General features: G+C 70.7%; 12 protein-coding genes. 4 read left to right on the top strand and 8 right to left on the bottom strand.

Features of this window, described 5'->3' with window-relative positions; all coding sequences use genetic code 11:
- Positions 1–78: 78 nt before the first annotated feature.
- A complete protein-coding gene (locus OHT21_RS10190) occupies positions 79–2460 on the bottom strand; it encodes a GTPase-associated protein 1-related protein (protein ID WP_328767941.1) in 2382 nt (793 codons plus the stop codon).
- Between the two features lie 220 nt (positions 2461–2680).
- Positions 2681–3001 (bottom strand): hypothetical protein, encoded by a 321-nt coding sequence (locus OHT21_RS10185; RefSeq protein ID WP_328767940.1) that lies wholly within the window; start codon positions 2999–3001, stop codon positions 2681–2683.
- Between OHT21_RS10185 and OHT21_RS10180 the strand changes: the two genes are divergently transcribed.
- Positions 2991–3413 carry a hypothetical protein gene (locus OHT21_RS10180; RefSeq protein ID WP_328767939.1) on the top strand — a complete coding sequence of 141 codons (423 nt, stop codon included), beginning with the start codon at positions 2991–2993 and terminating at the stop codon, positions 3411–3413. The two genes, OHT21_RS10185 and OHT21_RS10180, sit on opposite strands and share 11 nt — an antisense overlap.
- A 265-nt stretch (positions 3414–3678) precedes the next feature.
- Here OHT21_RS10180 and OHT21_RS10175 read toward each other — a convergent pair whose 3' ends face one another.
- The 4 genes from OHT21_RS10175 to OHT21_RS10160 form a co-directional block, all read right to left on the bottom strand.
- On the bottom strand, positions 3679–4356 hold the full coding sequence (locus OHT21_RS10175; protein ID WP_328767938.1) for an AIM24 family protein: 678 nt from the start codon (positions 4354–4356) through the stop codon (positions 3679–3681).
- Positions 4357–4575: 219 nt separating this feature from the next.
- Positions 4576–6378: a S8 family peptidase gene (locus OHT21_RS10170; RefSeq protein ID WP_328767937.1), complete on the bottom strand. Its 1803-nt coding sequence runs from the start codon at positions 6376–6378 to the stop codon at positions 4576–4578.
- Between the two features lie 635 nt (positions 6379–7013).
- Positions 7014–8822, bottom strand: coding sequence for an ABC transporter ATP-binding protein (locus OHT21_RS10165; RefSeq protein WP_443050336.1), 1809 nt, complete (start codon positions 8820–8822; stop codon positions 7014–7016).
- Positions 8823–8898: 76 nt separating this feature from the next.
- Positions 8899–10170, bottom strand: coding sequence for an endonuclease/exonuclease/phosphatase family protein (locus OHT21_RS10160; RefSeq protein WP_328767935.1), 1272 nt, complete (start codon positions 10168–10170; stop codon positions 8899–8901).
- Between the two features lie 201 nt (positions 10171–10371).
- Here OHT21_RS10160 and OHT21_RS10155 point away from each other — a divergent pair, with 201 nt between their 5' ends.
- The gene (locus tag OHT21_RS10155) at positions 10372–10995 is read left to right on the top strand and encodes a LysE family translocator (RefSeq protein WP_328767934.1); all 624 of its coding nucleotides are present in this window, start codon (positions 10372–10374) and stop codon (positions 10993–10995) included.
- Between the two features lie 156 nt (positions 10996–11151).
- Here the strand turns inward: OHT21_RS10155 and OHT21_RS10150 are convergent, their stop codons facing one another.
- Entirely contained in the window at positions 11152–11502 is a 351-nt protein-coding gene (locus tag OHT21_RS10150; protein WP_328767933.1) for a winged helix-turn-helix transcriptional regulator, read from the bottom strand.
- Positions 11503–11550: 48 nt separating this feature from the next.
- Here OHT21_RS10150 and OHT21_RS10145 point away from each other — a divergent pair, with 48 nt between their 5' ends.
- Both OHT21_RS10145 and OHT21_RS10140 read left to right on the top strand, forming a co-directional pair.
- A complete protein-coding gene (locus OHT21_RS10145) occupies positions 11551–12471 on the top strand; it encodes an NAD(P)-dependent oxidoreductase (RefSeq protein WP_328767932.1) in 921 nt (306 codons plus the stop codon).
- Positions 12472–12741: 270 nt separating this feature from the next.
- Complete coding sequence (locus tag OHT21_RS10140) at positions 12742–13659, top strand: aminoglycoside phosphotransferase family protein (RefSeq protein ID WP_328767931.1); 918 nt, start codon at positions 12742–12744, stop codon at positions 13657–13659.
- A 60-nt stretch (positions 13660–13719) separates the two neighbouring features.
- On the opposite strand, the gene treZ is transcribed toward OHT21_RS10140, so the two are convergent.
- Positions 13720–15465 (bottom strand): malto-oligosyltrehalose trehalohydrolase, encoded by a 1746-nt coding sequence (gene treZ / locus OHT21_RS10135; protein WP_328767930.1) that lies wholly within the window; start codon positions 15463–15465, stop codon positions 13720–13722.
- Positions 15466–15639 lie beyond the last annotated feature (174 nt).

Here is a 15639-nt window from a genome sequence, read left to right as displayed (position 1 = left end):
CGGGCAAGCGTAGTTGAGATGTAGGCAGAAGATCAGGTGTGAGGAACTTTCGCCCGCGAAGCGGAGCGCCTTCTGGGATCATCCGTGCCCCCGCGCGCCCCCGTGGCCCTTCAGGTCACGCCTCCAGTCGGCCCAGGCCTGCACCCACTTCTGACCGCCCGGGCGCTGGGACAGCAGGTTGACCACCTCGTTGACGCCGAGCTCGCCCAGCTGCGTCAGTGCGGAGCCGATGATGTCGTCGGTCAGCTGGTCGGTGGTGTTGCGCCAGCCGCCCCGGGCCCCTTTCCTGCGCTCGTTCCAGACGACGAACAGGGTGACCACGCGCCGCGGTTCACGCAGCGAAGCCGGGTCCAGGGCTCCGCCCGGGCGGTGGGCGTCGGTCACGGCCCGCTTGTAGTGGCTGATCAGCTGCGGGCTGCCGTTGGCCACGTAGTCCAGCGCGTTGGATTCGTGCACCTCCTGGGGGTCGGCGCGGGCGATGCCGTAGGCGATCCCTTGGTCGACCGCGTCCCGCAGCACGATGTTCAGGGGCCTCGAGGCCTGCTCCAGGGCCGGCAGCTGTTCCATGACTCGGGCCAGGCGTTCCCGCCCCTGCGCGAGGTCGTGGGCGAGGACCAAGAGACGGGCGACGGCCCGTTCCAGTGAGTTGAACTTCCGTGAAGCAGTGGTCTCGCGCGCGAAGTCGATGAGTTCGCGAGTGACCCGGTCCGGATGCTTGAGCCAGTGGGTGAGGCGGACTTCCAGCCCCGCCTCGACGATCAGCCGGGGGGAGCAGACCTCGGTGACCCTGCTCTGGTCGCGGGGGGCCGGCTGGCCGTTCGGCGGCCAGACCAAGGCCCACATGGTCCGCAGGGTGGCGCCGTCCGGCACCTTGCCGTTCAGATGCTGTCGGGCCAGCTCGACCCAGAGTTCGCCGCCCGTCATGCCGTACGGAGGGTGGCTCAGGTCCGTTGCCGCCACGGCGAGGCGTACGGTCAGCGGGGCCCCGTCGAGGTGGCTGCGCAGCCAGGCGCCCTGCACGGTGCGGGCCAGCTCGCGCAGTCCGCGGATACGACGCTCGCTGGGGTCCTGGACCAGCCGTTCCAGGACGCGCCGGACCAGCCCGCGGTCCTGCAGCGAGATGAGCAGATCGACGGCGTCGGCGCAGCTCTGCTTCTTGTCGGGGTGGCTGAGGGCGTCGGCGAGCTTCGTCACGGCCGCGTCCGGTACCGCACTCGCGTCGGCACCAGAGGCGAGCAGGCCGCGCAGCGGCTTGTACCAGGTGTCGAAGGAGTACGGCAGCAGCTTGCGCAGCTCCTCCTCGGGCGGCGGACCGTACTCGCCGCGCAGCGTCTGCCAGGCCGCCTCGTCGAGCGGCAGATCGCGGCAGGACTTCAGCACCTCATCGGTGTCCTGTGGGCCGGCCGCCTTCAGACGCCGCCGGGCCAGTGCGAGGGCGAGCCGCTGCACCGCGTCCGGCTGGTCTCCGCCGATCCGCCGGCAGAGCTCGGAGACGAACTCCTCGTCGTCGGCGTCCAGTTGGTCGCGCTCGGCTGCCTCCGTGGCGGCGGCCGCGATCTCCGGCAGTACGTCGCCACGGAGGGCGGCGAGTTCGTCCCAGGAGCCGGAGCCGGAGCCGGAGCCGATGGCCAGGGCCTGGCGGGCGAGCGGAAGCAGGGCGAAGGGTTCGTCGCCCGGGTGCGGGGGCGCTCCTGCGCGCCAGAGCCATGCGGTCAGCTCGGCCCAGGCATCGCTCAGCGACGGGCTTCCCGGACCACCCAACCCGTCGTGGACCCGGTAGTGGTGAGTGACGGTCAGGGCATCGCGTCGGTCGAAGACCTCCGGGTCCGTGTCCGGGCCGATCCCGACAATCTGCTGCGGGGCACGGCCCGGGTCGGCGGTGGCGGTCGTGAAGGTCAACGACCGCGCGTGCGCCTCGGGCAACGAGGCGCACGCCAGGGCGATCCAGCGGGCCACGGTCTCCTGCCCGGCCTCGGCCACGACGATCTGCCGCCCAGCGGGGTCGGCGAAGAGCCTGCGTACGTCGGCGAGGAAGGGGGCCACACGCGGGGCATGTTCGCGTGCGTGCTCCACCAGCAACGGCTCGTGCCAGGGATCGCCGGCGTCCGCGAACGGTACGCCGCCCTGCTCGTACGGAAGCGCCGGCCGCCAGGCGTCGACGGGTCGCTGCGGCAAGGCGGCGACATCGTCACCCGCCGCGTAGTGCAGCACGTCGATACGCAGCCCAGCCTCCTTCCCGTCCGGCCGGGAGCTGCACAGCAGCCCGCCGCCGTCGCGGTGGGGCAGGCGGGTGTAGCTGAGGGCCGGGCGCGCGAGAGGTCCCGCATCGTGCGTGGCGATGACGACCCGTTCCAGCAAGTGGTCCGGCATGCCGTCGGGCGCCGTGGACACCGGGGTGAGCCCGTCGTCGCCGGTCTTGGGATCACGGCGGAGCACATAGCTGAGTTCGCGGATGACCATGCCCCTGATTCTGGCGGTATGCACCCAACGGCGCAGGCGGACGGGGAAGTTGAGATCAGTGGGCCGCCCGAGAAGTTCCGATCGCCGCCTCCTTCACCTCGGACGCCGGAGACTCCGTAGCCGACGTCGCCATCGACACCGCCTCCGACCAGGCATTCGCCGCGTGGCAGGACTTCGGCAACCCACCGGAGGAGGGCGACGGCGTCGGACGGCTCGCGGTCTACCACACGGCGGCTCTGAAGGGCGTTGGTGGGGGCGTCGAACTGCCGGGTGTCACGGGGCAGTTGGGCAGTTCCTCGGTCGTGGTGACACCGGGCGGCGAGTCGGTGTTCGTGGGCAGCCCCGCCGATGGGTCGGTCACGACGTTCAAACGACCGCAGACGCCGCCGTCCGAGTCACTTTCGCCGTCCGGCTCTTCGTCACCGTCGCCGTCGTATGGGCCCTCGGAGCCGGAGCCGGAGCCGGAGCCGGATCCCAGCGGCACGGATGCGACCGGTGACCCGACTGCCGCCCCGAGCGCGTCGGATGGCGTGGTCCCCATCGACATCCCCACGTTCGAGGGGATCAACGGCAGCGACGGGAGCGGTCCGGCCGGTGGTGCCGGTGGCAACGGAGACGGGGGCACGCCGACGACGACCACCACCGGCGGCGGCTCGACGGCGCCGTCCGGCGACGGCGCCCTCGCCTCCACCGGTACGACCGTCCTCCTGTCCGCCACGACAGCCGCCGCCCTGCTGGCAGGCGGCACAACCGCGCTCCTGTGGCGCCGCAGGGCAACGGCGAACGGAGGGGCTGCCGACCAAAGGGGCCTGGCGGCGACTGGCCGAGTGCTGCGACGACTGGCCGAGTCCGGCGTAGTCCGCCACTGTTCGGCAGCGGGCCCTGCTCGCCTCGGCACTACTGCGGCCCTGTGGCGCCACAGGGCGACCGTCAACGGACCGGCCGCCGACTAAGCAGGCCCGGCGAAATCCGCCACGGTTCGGGGAGCGCCCCTTAAGGGGCGCGGGGGACTGCGCGACCAGCCACAACGGACCGCAAGATGCCGCGCAGCGAAGCACCTAGCAGCGGCCGCGCCGCAGATACCCCAAGCGCCGGACGGGCTGATCTCAGCCCGTCCGGCGCTTGAGGACGAGGCCGTCAGGCCGATACAGGGGGTCTGGGGGCGGAGCCCCCAGCAGGGGTCCGAGGGGCCGAGCCCCTGGTAGTAAGGGCCACGTATCAGTGCTGTTGCGGCTTCTGCGGAGTCGCCTCGCTAGGCCGTACCACCACGTACCCCTCCCCCTGCAACACCAACTGCACCGCCTCCCCCGAGCCACCCCGCAGCATCGAACCGATGGACTGCGAACGGTGCAGCGAGGTCTGCAAGTTGGCGGTCCAGCCGACGATCGCGTCCGTGTCGACGTACACGGGGTACTGCGGCGAGACCGGGATGACCAGCGGATTGCCCTCGCAGACGAGGCCGAGCCTGCCCTGCCCGGTGAAGACGCTGTTGAAGAGGCCGCCGCCGGTCATGCCCGCGCCCTTCACGGTCTTGATCTCGTACTGCAGGGAGGCGTCGAAGCACAGGACGTTGCGGCCGTTGACGGTGAAGACGTCGCCGGGGTCGATGTCGACGATGAAGCAGTTCTGTGCCTCCTGCGCGAACCAGGCCTCTCCCTGCCCGCGGACCGCCATGAGCGCCAGCCCCTCCCCGGTGACGGCGCGCTTGAGCATGCCGCCGACGCCCTGGCCCTTGCGCTCGAACTGCAGGTTGCCCCGATACGCGATCATCGCCCCCTGCCGCGCCAGCATCTCGCCGTTGACCATGTACCGGATCGACTTGGCGTTCTGCACGCTCATGCCCACGGTGGTGGCGGGCTGCACCATGTACTCGCTGGAAAACAGATCACCCTTCATGGGGGCATCGTGTCCCGGACGTGCACGTTCCGCCAACCGGCGTCGGAATGAAAACAACCGCCGAAAGTATCCGTCTGCGAAACGAAGGGCGGGGCGGCCGACGCCCGCTCGCGTCGGCCGCCCCTGTGGGGGGTGGCGGTCTGAAGCTGCCAGAAGCTCAGCAGCAGTTCGCCTGAAGGCCCTTCATCAGGCCCTTTGTCAGGCCTTCGTTCAGGCCCTTCAGAAGGTCAGCTTCCAGCTGTTGATCCGGCCGGTGTCGGCGGAAGCGACGTCCTGGACGCGGAGCTTCCAGGTGCCGTTGGCGGTCTCGCTGGACGCGTTGACCGTGTACGTGGTCTTGACGTCGTCGGCCGAGTCCGAGCCGCTGGACTTCAGGCGGTACGCCGTCCCGTCCGGGGCGATCAGGTCGATCACCAGGTCACCGCGGTAGGTGTGGGTGATGTCCACGCCGACCTGGAGAGCCGAGGGGGCGTTGCCCGTACGGCCGGTGACGGCGATCGGGGACTCGACGGCCGCGGCGTTGTCCGGGATGGAGACGGCCGAGGTGCTGGTGAAGGTGGTGCCACCCGTGGAGCCGTCGGACCCGCTCACCGCCTGCACCGTCTTGGCCGCGTCGGCCAGACCCGCACCACAGCCGCCCGAGCAAGTACCGGGCAGAGCACGCGAGTTGGTCTTGATCGCGGACTCGATCTGGGCCGGGGTGAGCGAGGACTTCGCCGACTTGGCCAGCGCCGCGAGGCCCGCGATGTGCGGGGCGGCCATGCTGGTGCCCTGGTAATAGTTGTACGACTCCGAAGACGGGCCCTGCGCGCCGGAGTTCAGCGTGGACAGGATGCCGTTGGCGGTGGTGGTACGGGTCTCGCCGCCGGGGGCCGCGATGTCCACGGTCGAACCGAAGTTGGAGTAGTACGTCCGGGAGCCGGCACGGTTGAGCGCGGCCACGGAGATGACGTTGTTGCAGCTCGCCGGGGAGAAGTTGGCGGCGTTGGCGTTGCTGTTGCCCGCCGCGACGACGACCGTGGTGCCGCGGTTGACGGCGTTGTTGATCGCGGTCTGGGTGGCGCTGGTGCAGGCGCCGCCACCGCCGAGGCTCATGTTGATGACCTTGGCGACGTTCGTGTTGGCGGGCACGCCGGAGACGGTGCCGCCGGACGCCCAGGTGATGGCGTCGATGATGTCGGAGTCGTAACCGCCGCACTTGCCGAGGACGCGGACCGGGGAGATCTTCGCGTTGTACGCGATGCCCGCGATGCCCTTGCCGTTGTTGGTGGCGGCGGCGACGGTGCCCGCGACGTGAGTGCCGTGCCAGGAGGAGGTGCTGCCCTCGGGCTGGCCGCACTCGCCGTCCGCGTACCAGTCGCCCGGGTCGGCCGGGTTGCTGTCACGGCCGTTGCCGTCGACCGCGACCGCGGGGTCGGCGATGAAGTCGTAGCCGCCGACGATGTTCGCGGCGAGGTCGGAGTGGGCGACGTAGCCGGTGTCGATCACGGCGACGGTGACGCCACTGCCCGTGGTGGTGTCCCAGGCACCCGGCACGCGCATGCCCGCGGTGGTCTCGAACAGGTCCCACTGCTTGCTGTACTCGGTGTCGTTCGGGTCCGCGAGGGGCTTGTTGAGGCGGTCCGGCACGACGTACGCGACCTGCGGGTCGGCCTGGTACTCGGCGACGACGTCGGCGACCGCGGCCTTGCTCAGCTTCTTACCCAGGTCGACGAGCGCGGCGCCGGTACCGAGGCGGCGCTGGAAGTCGAGGTTCTCGCCCGCGTCCTTGCCCTTGGCCTCGGCGTCTTCGCCGGCGGCCTTGTTCGACCTGGCCTCGCTGGCGCCGGACTTGTAGCCGACGATCAGCCGCTCGGCCGGGGCGGCCACGGCGGAGGCGGCGGCCGTGGCCTGCTCGGCGGCGGCAGCCTTGGTCTTCTCGGCGGGGGCGGCGGCGACCGAGGTGGCGGTGCCTGCCAGCAGCGTCGCGGATATCGCGGTGACGGATATCAGGGTCCGTCTCGCGGAGCGTGGAGTACGCAAGAGTGTGTGCCTTTCGGGGCCGGCTCCGGGGCGAGGCGCCCAGCGCTACGCAACACGGAGCAGCGTTCGAATCGCTTCGACGTCGAAGCGGCGGGGGGTGCGATCGAAGAGACAGTGCGATCGAGAACACGCGGCGGCCAGCCAGATGCGAGCGACCCTTACGGGGGTGACCTGTGGGTCAGCTGTGTTCGAATAGTAGGCGGGGTCTCGCTCCTCCGGATACGGGGAAAACCCTCGATCCCTGCCCGAGATCCCCCTACGGGGCGCCCAGTTGAGGACCGGAAGACACCGCTTTCCGCCGCTCGGTCCGGGCTCGTCCCGTCATTCCGTACCGGCGTTCCGCATCGCGTTCGGTGGGAGGGGCGGTGCGGCTGCGGGCCCGTCGTGGCTGGTCAGTTCCCCGATCCCGACCCTTCCCGGCTGTATCAATGTGCGGCTCCGCCGCGTGGGGGGCTGCGCCCCAGGCCCGCCAGGGGGTGGTGGGTGACACTGCGTGTCGCGGCTGCGGGTGCGTCGTGGCTGGTCGCGCAGTTCCCCGCGCCCCTTACGGGGCGGTGGTCGCGCCCCGCGGCGGAGCCGCACATGCCACGGCCGCGCCCCCGTGAAGAGGCGCTTCCGTTGCGTCAGATGGACCGTCAGGCGTCCGTCGATGCCAGGAACTGGGTGGCCGCCAGTTCGGCGTAGAGGGGATCCGCCGTCACCAGTTCGCGGTGGGTGCCTACGGCTCGTACCTTTCCTGCGTCCATGACGACTATTCGGTCGGCCATGGTGACCGTGGAGAGGCGGTGGGCGACTACCAGGACCGTGGTTGTGCGGGCTACGTCGGCGACCGTGTCGCGTAGTGCCGATTCGTTGACCGCGTCGAGTTGGCTGGTGGCCTCATCGAGGAGTAGTAGGCGGGGGCGGCGTAGTAGGGCGCGGGCTATGGCGACTCGCTGGCGTTCGCCGCCGGAGAGCTTGGTGCCTCGGTGGCCGACCAGGGTGTTCAGGCCGTTCGGCAGGCGGTCGACGAGGGTGTCGAGGCGGGTGGTCTTCAGGGCGCGGAGGAGATCGGCCTCGTCTGCGTCGGGGTTGCCGAGTGCGAGGTTGTCGCGGAGGCTGCCGGAGAGGACGGGGGCGTCCTGTTCCACGTAACCGATGGCTGAACGGAGTTCGGACACGTCCCAGTCGGCGAGGTCCCGGCCGTCCAGGGTGATCCGGCCCTGGGAAGGGTCGTAGAAGCGCTCGATGAGGGAGAAGACCGTGGTCTTGCCCGCGCCGGACGGGCCGACGAAGGCGGTCATGCCGCGCGGTGGGACGGTGAAGGTCACGCCGTGGTGGATGTACGGGAGGTCGTCGGCGTACCGGAAGCGGACGTTCTCGAAGGCGACCGCGGCGGGTTCGGCGCCGGGGAGGGGCAGTGGCGCGGGGGCGCTCGCCGGTTCGGCGGGCAGGCGGCGGGCCTCCTCTATCCGGGCCAGGGCCGCCGAGCCCGTCTGGTACTGGGCGACGGCGCCCACGACCTGCTGGATCGGCGACATCAGGTAGAAGACGAACAGGAGGAACGCGACCAGCGTGCCGATGTCGATGGCACCCGTCGCGACCCGCGCCCCGCCCACCGCGAGCACGGTGATGAACGCGACCTGCATCGACAGACCGGCCGTGTTCCCGGCCAGCGCCGACCACTTGGCGGCCTTCACGCTCTGCCGCCACGACTCCTGGGCGGCGGCGTGCACGGCCTGCTCCTCACGGTGCTCGGCCCCGGACGCCTTGACCGTACGCAGCGCGCCCAGAGTCCGCTCCAGAGCGGCACCCATCGCCCCGACCGCGTTCTGCGCCTGTCTGCTGGCCCGGTTGATACGGGGCACGATCACTCCGATCACCACACCCGCGCCGACCACCACGCCCAGGGTGACGGCGAACAGCACAGGGTCGACCACCCCCATCATCACGAGCGTGGCGACGAGGGTCAGTCCGCCCGTACCTATGCCGACCAGCGAATCCGTGGTGACCTCGCGCAGGAGTGTGGTGTCGGAGGTGATCCGGGCCATCAGATCGCCGGGTTCGCTGCGGTCGACGGCGGCGATACGCAGCCGCAGCAGATGCGACACCAGCGCGCGCCGCGCGCCGAGGACCACCGACTCGGCGGTGTACCGCAGTACGAAGCCACCCAGCGCGCCGATCGCGGCATTCGCGACCACGAGTGCGGACATGACCAGCAACGCCCCGGTGATGGCCCGGTCGTGCTGCAGATCCTCGATCAACCCCCGGGCCACCAACGGCAAGGCGAGCCCGGTGGCCCCCGTCATCAACGACAGAACGGCCCCGCCCAACAACGCCCAGCGATGCGGCCGCACATAGCCGAGCAACAGCCGCCACGGCGGCACATCGCTCGACACGGACGCCTCGCTGGACGCCTCGGTATCCGACTCCGACACGGCACTCCCCCCATTCCCCGTCCCCATTCAGCCAAGGTACGGCACGGGTCTGACACGACCTGGGGATGTGGAAGGAGTGCCCCGCAGGGTGCCCGGGTGCCCCTCAGCCCAGTCGTACGTCCTGCCACACCAGCCGGTGGTCCGACGTCGGGACGTCGGCCCCGCCGCCGACCAACCGGTACAGCGGATCGTCCGGCGTCGGCCAGAAGATCCCGTTCCCGGCCGGGACGAGGCCGCGGGACGGGATGACGTGGTCGACGCGGAGGTTGCCGGGGGCGTTGTCGTTGAAGTCGGCGGTGTCGTAAGCCGGGTTGCCGGTGTGGGTGGCGTTGGCGCCGCCCTGGAGACGGGCCGCCTCGACGCCGCCGCGAGCGGCCGGAGGCGTGGCGGGCAGGTTGACCGCCTCGTGGTCGAGGAGCTGAAGGATGGCCTTGTCGTAGCTGTCGCCGTCGTGCGGGTCGGCGTTCAGATCACCCGCGATCACAAACCGCGCGCCGGGCCGCAGACCGCCCCATACACCCTTGTCGTCGTAGAGATACGCGCTACGGCGGCGACCGCCGATGTAGTCCGCCCAGAGGCGGATCTCATCGTGATTGCGACGGCCGTTACGGTCCTCCGGGCCGTCGAAGCTGGGCGGAGTGGGATGCGAGACGAGGAAGTGGACGGTGGAGGACCGGCCGGGGCCGAGCCGGATGGGCAGATCCCAGTGGCTCTTGGAAGAGAGCCGGAAGATCGCCCGGGCCTCCTCGCTGTAGTAGCCCGGCGGCATGACGTTCCCCGGCATGTCCTTCCACAGGAAGCGCTGGAACGTACGGGCCGCCCGGACGTCGATCGGGTACTTGGAGAGCACGAGCATCCCGTACTGCCCGGGAAACCAGCCGTACCCGAACGCGTCCTGCCCGTACGCATCCGAGCCCGGCGTGGTGACGGCACCGTTCTTGCCGTCGAGGTCCACGCCGGAGGCCACACCCGTGTTCACGGGCGCGGTGAAGCGGAACGGATAACGGACCGGCTTCGCGCCGTTCTGCCCGACGGCGAGGTAGTTACGCAGGAACAGCCGGGCCGCCGTGCCGTCCTCGTCGTAGTCGAACTCGTTGATCACAAGTACGTCCGGGTCGACGCGCTGAATCGTCTCGGCGGCGTTCCGCGCCTGCTGGTTGTCCGGCGTGGACAGGTCCTTGACGAGTGCGCCCTCGGTCCCACGATTCAACGAGGCGTTGAAGGTGGCGAAACGGATGGTCCGCCGGTACGAGTTCGCGGTCGCGGCGGACGCGTTCGCACTGAACGCCGTCGTACCGGCCAACGCGGCACCGGCAAGACCGGCGAGCGCGGCACGGCGCGAGAACGGTGGACGCTGCGGTCTGGGGTGGTTCATCGGGGCTCCGGAGGAGGAGGGGGAACACGTGAACTCCCGTAGTCTCTGCGCGTAGACGCCGCCCCCACAAGGGGGTTGGGGTTTCTCGAGGGTTGACGGTGAAGCGGGGCTGTCGGATCGCCGACACCACGGTGTACGCCCGTCGAACCAGGCCCGGGAAAACAACTGGCCCCGCACCCGCCAGCCGACGACGATGGCCCCATGCTCAGCACCCTGCTCGCCTTCCTCGGCGCCTGTCTGCTCATCGCCGCCTCGCCCGGCCCGAGCACCGTACTGATCATCAAGCAGTCGATCCGCAGCAGACGTTCCGGCTTCCTGACCGTGCTCGGCAACGAAACCGGCGTCTTCATCTGGGGGATCTTCGCCGCGTTCGGGTTGACGGCGCTACTGGCGGCATCGGAAGTGGCGTACGACGTGATGCGCATCGTCGGCGCCGTCGTACTCGTCGTCTTCGGCGTGCAGACGCTGTGGCAGGCGCGCCACGCCAAGGTCACGGCGGACGCGGGCGGAGAGGAAGCCGTCGAGCAGAGCGGCTGGTCCTCCTACCGGGGCGGGCTGCTGCTCAATCTCGCCAACCCCAAGGCGGCGATCTTCGCAATGTCCTTCCTGCCGCAGTTCGTGCCCGAGGGGGCGCCGCATCTGCCCACCATGGTGGCGCTCGCCGCGCTCTGGGCGGTCTTCGAGGTCGGCTACTACGGCCTGTACGTGTGGTTCGTGGGCCGGATGAAGGCGGTGCTGTCCCGCGCCGGGGTGCGGCGCCGACTGGAGCAAGTCTCCGGAGGCGTACTGCTGCTTCTGGGGGCACGGCTGGCGCTGGAGAACTGATACGCGCGCTGGAGGCCGGAGTCACCACCTGCCTCAGGACCCGAAGTACCCACCTTTTTGTGGGTACTTGGCGGCGGGCGTCAGCCGGGCGAACCTGGTGAAGGGCGGCCGATGGGCCGCGGGATCCTGGTGAGAGGTGGGTGCAAGCGTGATGAATCAGGAGGCTGACTGGCTCTCGGCGAGCTTCTCCAAGCGGCGATAGCCCCAATCCGAGAGGGGAGCCAGCGCTTCGGAGAGTTCTCGGCCGAACGCGGTCAAGGAGTACACGGTCTTCAGCGGAAGCACATCGTGTACCTCCCGGTGCACCAGTCCGTCGGTCTCCATCTCGCGGAGCGCCTGAGTCAGCACCTTCTCGCTGAGGCCCGGCAACTCCCGGCGCAGCTCACCCGGACGGCGCGGGCCGGATTCCAGCAGCCAGAGCAGAGCCGTCTTCCACTTTCCGTCGATCACGGCGATCGCGGCAGTTACCCCGCAGACAGTCGGATCCTGGGCACGACCGCGCGTCATCTTGACCCCGTTCATAGCAAGTTGTCGATATTTACACGGAGTTGAGCCATGTCCTTACACACAACCGAGCACACCGAACTCACCGAACACATCGACCAGTCTGCCGTCACCGTCCTCGGGCTGGGGCCCATGGGCCGATCCCTGGCGGGCGCCTTCCTGGATGCCGGCCTGCGCACCACGGTCTGGAACCGGACGCCGGGCCGGGACCGGGAGCTGGTCGCGCGGGGCGCGGTCAGTGCCCGGTCGGCCGAGGAAGCCGTTGTCGCGAGCGGGCTGACCGTGGTCTGCGTCGTGAACTACGACGCGGTGGACGCCATTCTGCGCCGTGAGGCGGTCGCCGACGCGCTCAAGGGGAGGACGGTGGTCAACCTGACCGCGGACACGCCCGACCGGGCCCGGGACGCCGCGGCATGGGCGGCGGAGCACGGCGTGCGCTACCTGGACGGTGCGATCATGACGCCGGTCACGACCATCGGGACTCCGGCCACCGTCTTCCTCTACGGCGGCCCGGAGGACCTCTACCGCGAGCATCAGCCTGCCCTGCAGGCGTTGGGCGGCACCCACACCCACCTCGGCGACGACATCGGCCGGGCGGCGGCATACGACATCGCGCTGCTCGACATCTTCTGGACCGCCATGGCGGGATACGCCCATGCCTTGGCGGTGGCCCGCGCGGAAGGGATCTCCGCACGACAGCTGGCGCCGTTCGCCAAGGGCATCGGCGACATACTCCCGCCTCTCTTCGAAGAGCTCGCCGAGGAAGTGGACAACCGGACCTTCTCCGGCGAGGACAACCCCCTCACCTCGGCCGCGTCGTCCATGGCCCATATCGTCCACACCTCCGAGGCCCACGGCATCGACGCGGGCGTGATGCGCGCGGCGGAAGGCCTGGCCCGCCGGGCCATCGGACAGGGGTACGGGGGTGACGGATTCCTACGGATCGCCGAGCTCCTGGGCGGCCGTCAATGAGGAGGCCTCGTGGGGTCACGTACGTGTGGTGCCGGAACGTGGTGCTGTCGCGCGCCGGGTGCGGCGCCGGCTGGAGCAGGATTCCGGAGTCGTACTGCTGATCCTGGGGGCGCGGCTGGCGCCGGAGAGCTGATTCCGTCCCTGGGCGCCCCGTCTGACCCCGGAAAGTGCTGTTCACCGGCTCGCGTCGCCCCCGCTGTCCGGGCAGGATGCTGACCGTAGTCCTTTTGACCTACGGAGACCGGGACACCGAACGGCGACGGCGCGACCATGACCCAGGCAACGACACCCACGGCGGACACCGTACGACGCCTTGTCCGCTCCCTGCTTCCGGACGGCGGGAGATCCGACATCCGGCCCGTCGGCACGGGCGCGGAGGCCGCCACCTGGTACGTCGGGACGCGCCACGTGCTGCGGCTCGCCCCGGACCGCGAGGCGTCCGTACGCCAGCGGCGCGAGCTGCGGCTGCGCGACGTGGTGCGGCCGCACCTGCCGGTCGCCGTCCCGGTGAGCATCGCGCACGGTGAGTGGGCGAGCGGGCTGACGTACACGCTCGACACCCTGATCCCGGGCGGTTCAGGCGAGCGGCACGACGTGTCCGCGGTGGGGGAGGCCGATCTGGCGGGGCTGCTCACGGGGCTGCGCGAGGTGCCCGTACGGCAGGCCGAGGCGCTCGGTGTGCCCCGTACCGCGCCACGGTCCCTGGAGGCGCTGCGGGCCGCCGCCGCGCGGGCCGCCGAACGGCTCGGTGCCGCCGACGAGTTCGACGCCGCGCGGCTCCACCAGCTCACCGCGCCCGCCGCCGTCCAGCTCGCGGCGCAGCCCGGGGCGGCCGTTCTCGTCCACCACGGCCTCACGGGGGACCGCCTCGTGGTGAGCGCCGACGGGCGCGTGCGCGGCGTCCTCGGCTGGGACGACGCCCTGGTCGGCGACCCCGCCGAGGACATCGCCGGTCTCGCCCGCGCCGTCGGCGCCCCCGCCGCGGTCCGCGCGGCCACCCTCGCCGGATACGGCGCCCGCCCCTGCCTGCGCGGCCTGTGGCTGGCCCGCTGCGACGCCCTGATCCGCCTCGCCGACCGCCTCCGGGGCCACGGCAGCGACCCGCTGCCCCCACTGCGCACCCAGCTGGACCGCGCCTGGGAGGCGATCCTCCTGGAACGCGTCACGGAGCTGCGGGACGAGGACTGATCACTCCGGCGTCCGATTTCCTGCCTCACTCCCGCGCCAGCGCCACTGCATCGCCACTTGTCACTCTTGCGTGAGCACCACGCACGACTCGCCCGGCAGGCTCAACAACCCGTCCGCGCCCGGCACTTCCACCGGCTCCCACGCCGCCAGCATGCGCACGCGAGCCGTTCCGAGGGGGATCGACGCGGGCTCCTTGCCGAGGTTCACGGCCACCCGGACGTCGCCCCGGCGGAATGCCAGCCAGCGGCCCTCCTCGTCGTAGGCGACCTTGACGTCCGAGAGGTCGGGGTCGGTGAGGTCCGGCTGGTCGTGCCTTAGGGCGATGAGTTCGCGGTACCAGGCGAGCACGCGCGCGTGGGGCTCGTTTTCCGGCTCGGACCAGTCCAGGCAGGAGCGGTCGCGGGTCGCCGGGTCCTGCGGATCGGGGACGTCCTCCTCGGCCCAGCCGTGTGCGGCGAACTCCCGGCGCCTGCCCCGGCGTACGGCCTCGGCCAGCTCGGGATCCGTGTGGTCCGTGAAGAACTGCCAGGGAGTGCCCGCCGCCCACTCCTCGCCCATGAACAGCATCGGCGTGAACGGCCCGGTGAGCGTCAGCGCCGCCGCGCAGGCCAGCAGACCGGGGGAGAGGGCGGCCGAGAGCCGGTCGCCCTGGGCGCGGTTGCCGACCTGGTCATGGGTCTGGGAGTAGCCGAGCAGGCGGTGTGAGGAGACGCGCGTACGGTCCAGGGGGCGCCCATGACGCCGGCCGCGGAAGCTGGAATACGTGCCGTCGTGGAAGAAGCCGCCCGTCAGGGTTTTCGCGACGGCCGCGAGCGGGGCCCGGGCGAAGTCCTCGTAGTAGCCCTGCGACTCACCGGTCAGCGCGGTGTGCAGGGCGTGGTGGAAGTCGTCGTTCCACTGCGCGTGCAGACCGAGCCCGTTCTCCTTGCGGGCAGTGATCATCCGCGGGTCGGCCAGGTCGGACTCGGCGATGAGGAACAGCGGCCGGTCCACGTCCCCGGACAGCGCGTCCACGGCGGCCGACAGCTCCTCCAGGAAGTGGTAGGCGCGCGTGTCCCGCAGCGCGTGCACGGCGTCCAGCCGCAGGCCGTCGATCCGGTAGTCGCGCAGCCAGGCAAGGGCACTGCCCAACAGATACGCGCGCACCTCGTCCGAACCGGGCGCGTCCAGGTTGACGGCCGCACCCCAGGGCGTGTGATGCGTGTCCGTCAAGTACGGGCCGAACTCGGGCAGATAGTTGCCGGACGGGCCGAAATGGTTGTGTACGACGTCCAGGACGACACCGAGACCGAGCGCGTGCGCCCGGTCGACGAACCGTTTCAGCGCCTCGGGGCCGCCGTACGGCTCGTGCACCGCCCACAGCGAGACCCCCTCGTACCCCCAGCCGTGCCGCCCCGGGAACGGGCACAGGGGCATCAACTCGACGTGCGTGACGCCCAGTTCCGCGAGATGCCCGAGCCGCTCGGCAGCCGCGTCCAGGGTGCCCTCGCGCGTGTACGTGCCCACATGCAGCTCGTACAGCACCGCGCCCGGCAGCCCGCGTCCGGCCCACTCGGTGCGCCACTCGTACCGCTCGTGGTCGACCACCGCGCTCAGCCCGTCGGGCCCGTCCGGCTGCCGCCGCGAACGCGGATCGGGCCGTACGGGCCCGTCGTCGACCGCGAACCCGTAGCGCGTGCCGTGCTCGGCCTCCGCCTCCGCCGTCCACCATCCCGCGCGCTCCGGATCGCCTTCCATCGCCTGTGTGCCGCCCGCGCAGTGGAGCGTCATACGGCCGGCCTGTGGTGCCCACACCTCGAACTGCACGAACGGTTCTCCCTCGTCTGCTCACCCTGATCTCGCCGGTCCCATGGTGCGCCACACGAGATCAGTCGCGCGGCTGAAACCGCTCGAACGAAGGATTGAGCCTCTGTCGGTCGCAATACCGAACCAGAGCCGAACCAGAGGTGTACCAAGTTCCCGGCCAGTTCCTGGTTTTCT

The sequence above is a fragment of the Streptomyces sp. NBC_00286 genome, from assembly GCF_036173125.1.
In the GTDB taxonomy this organism is placed as follows: domain Bacteria; phylum Actinomycetota; class Actinomycetes; order Streptomycetales; family Streptomycetaceae; genus Streptomyces.
Note: the sequence above shows the minus strand (reverse complement) of the source record. Positions and strands in the feature narration are given on the sequence as shown.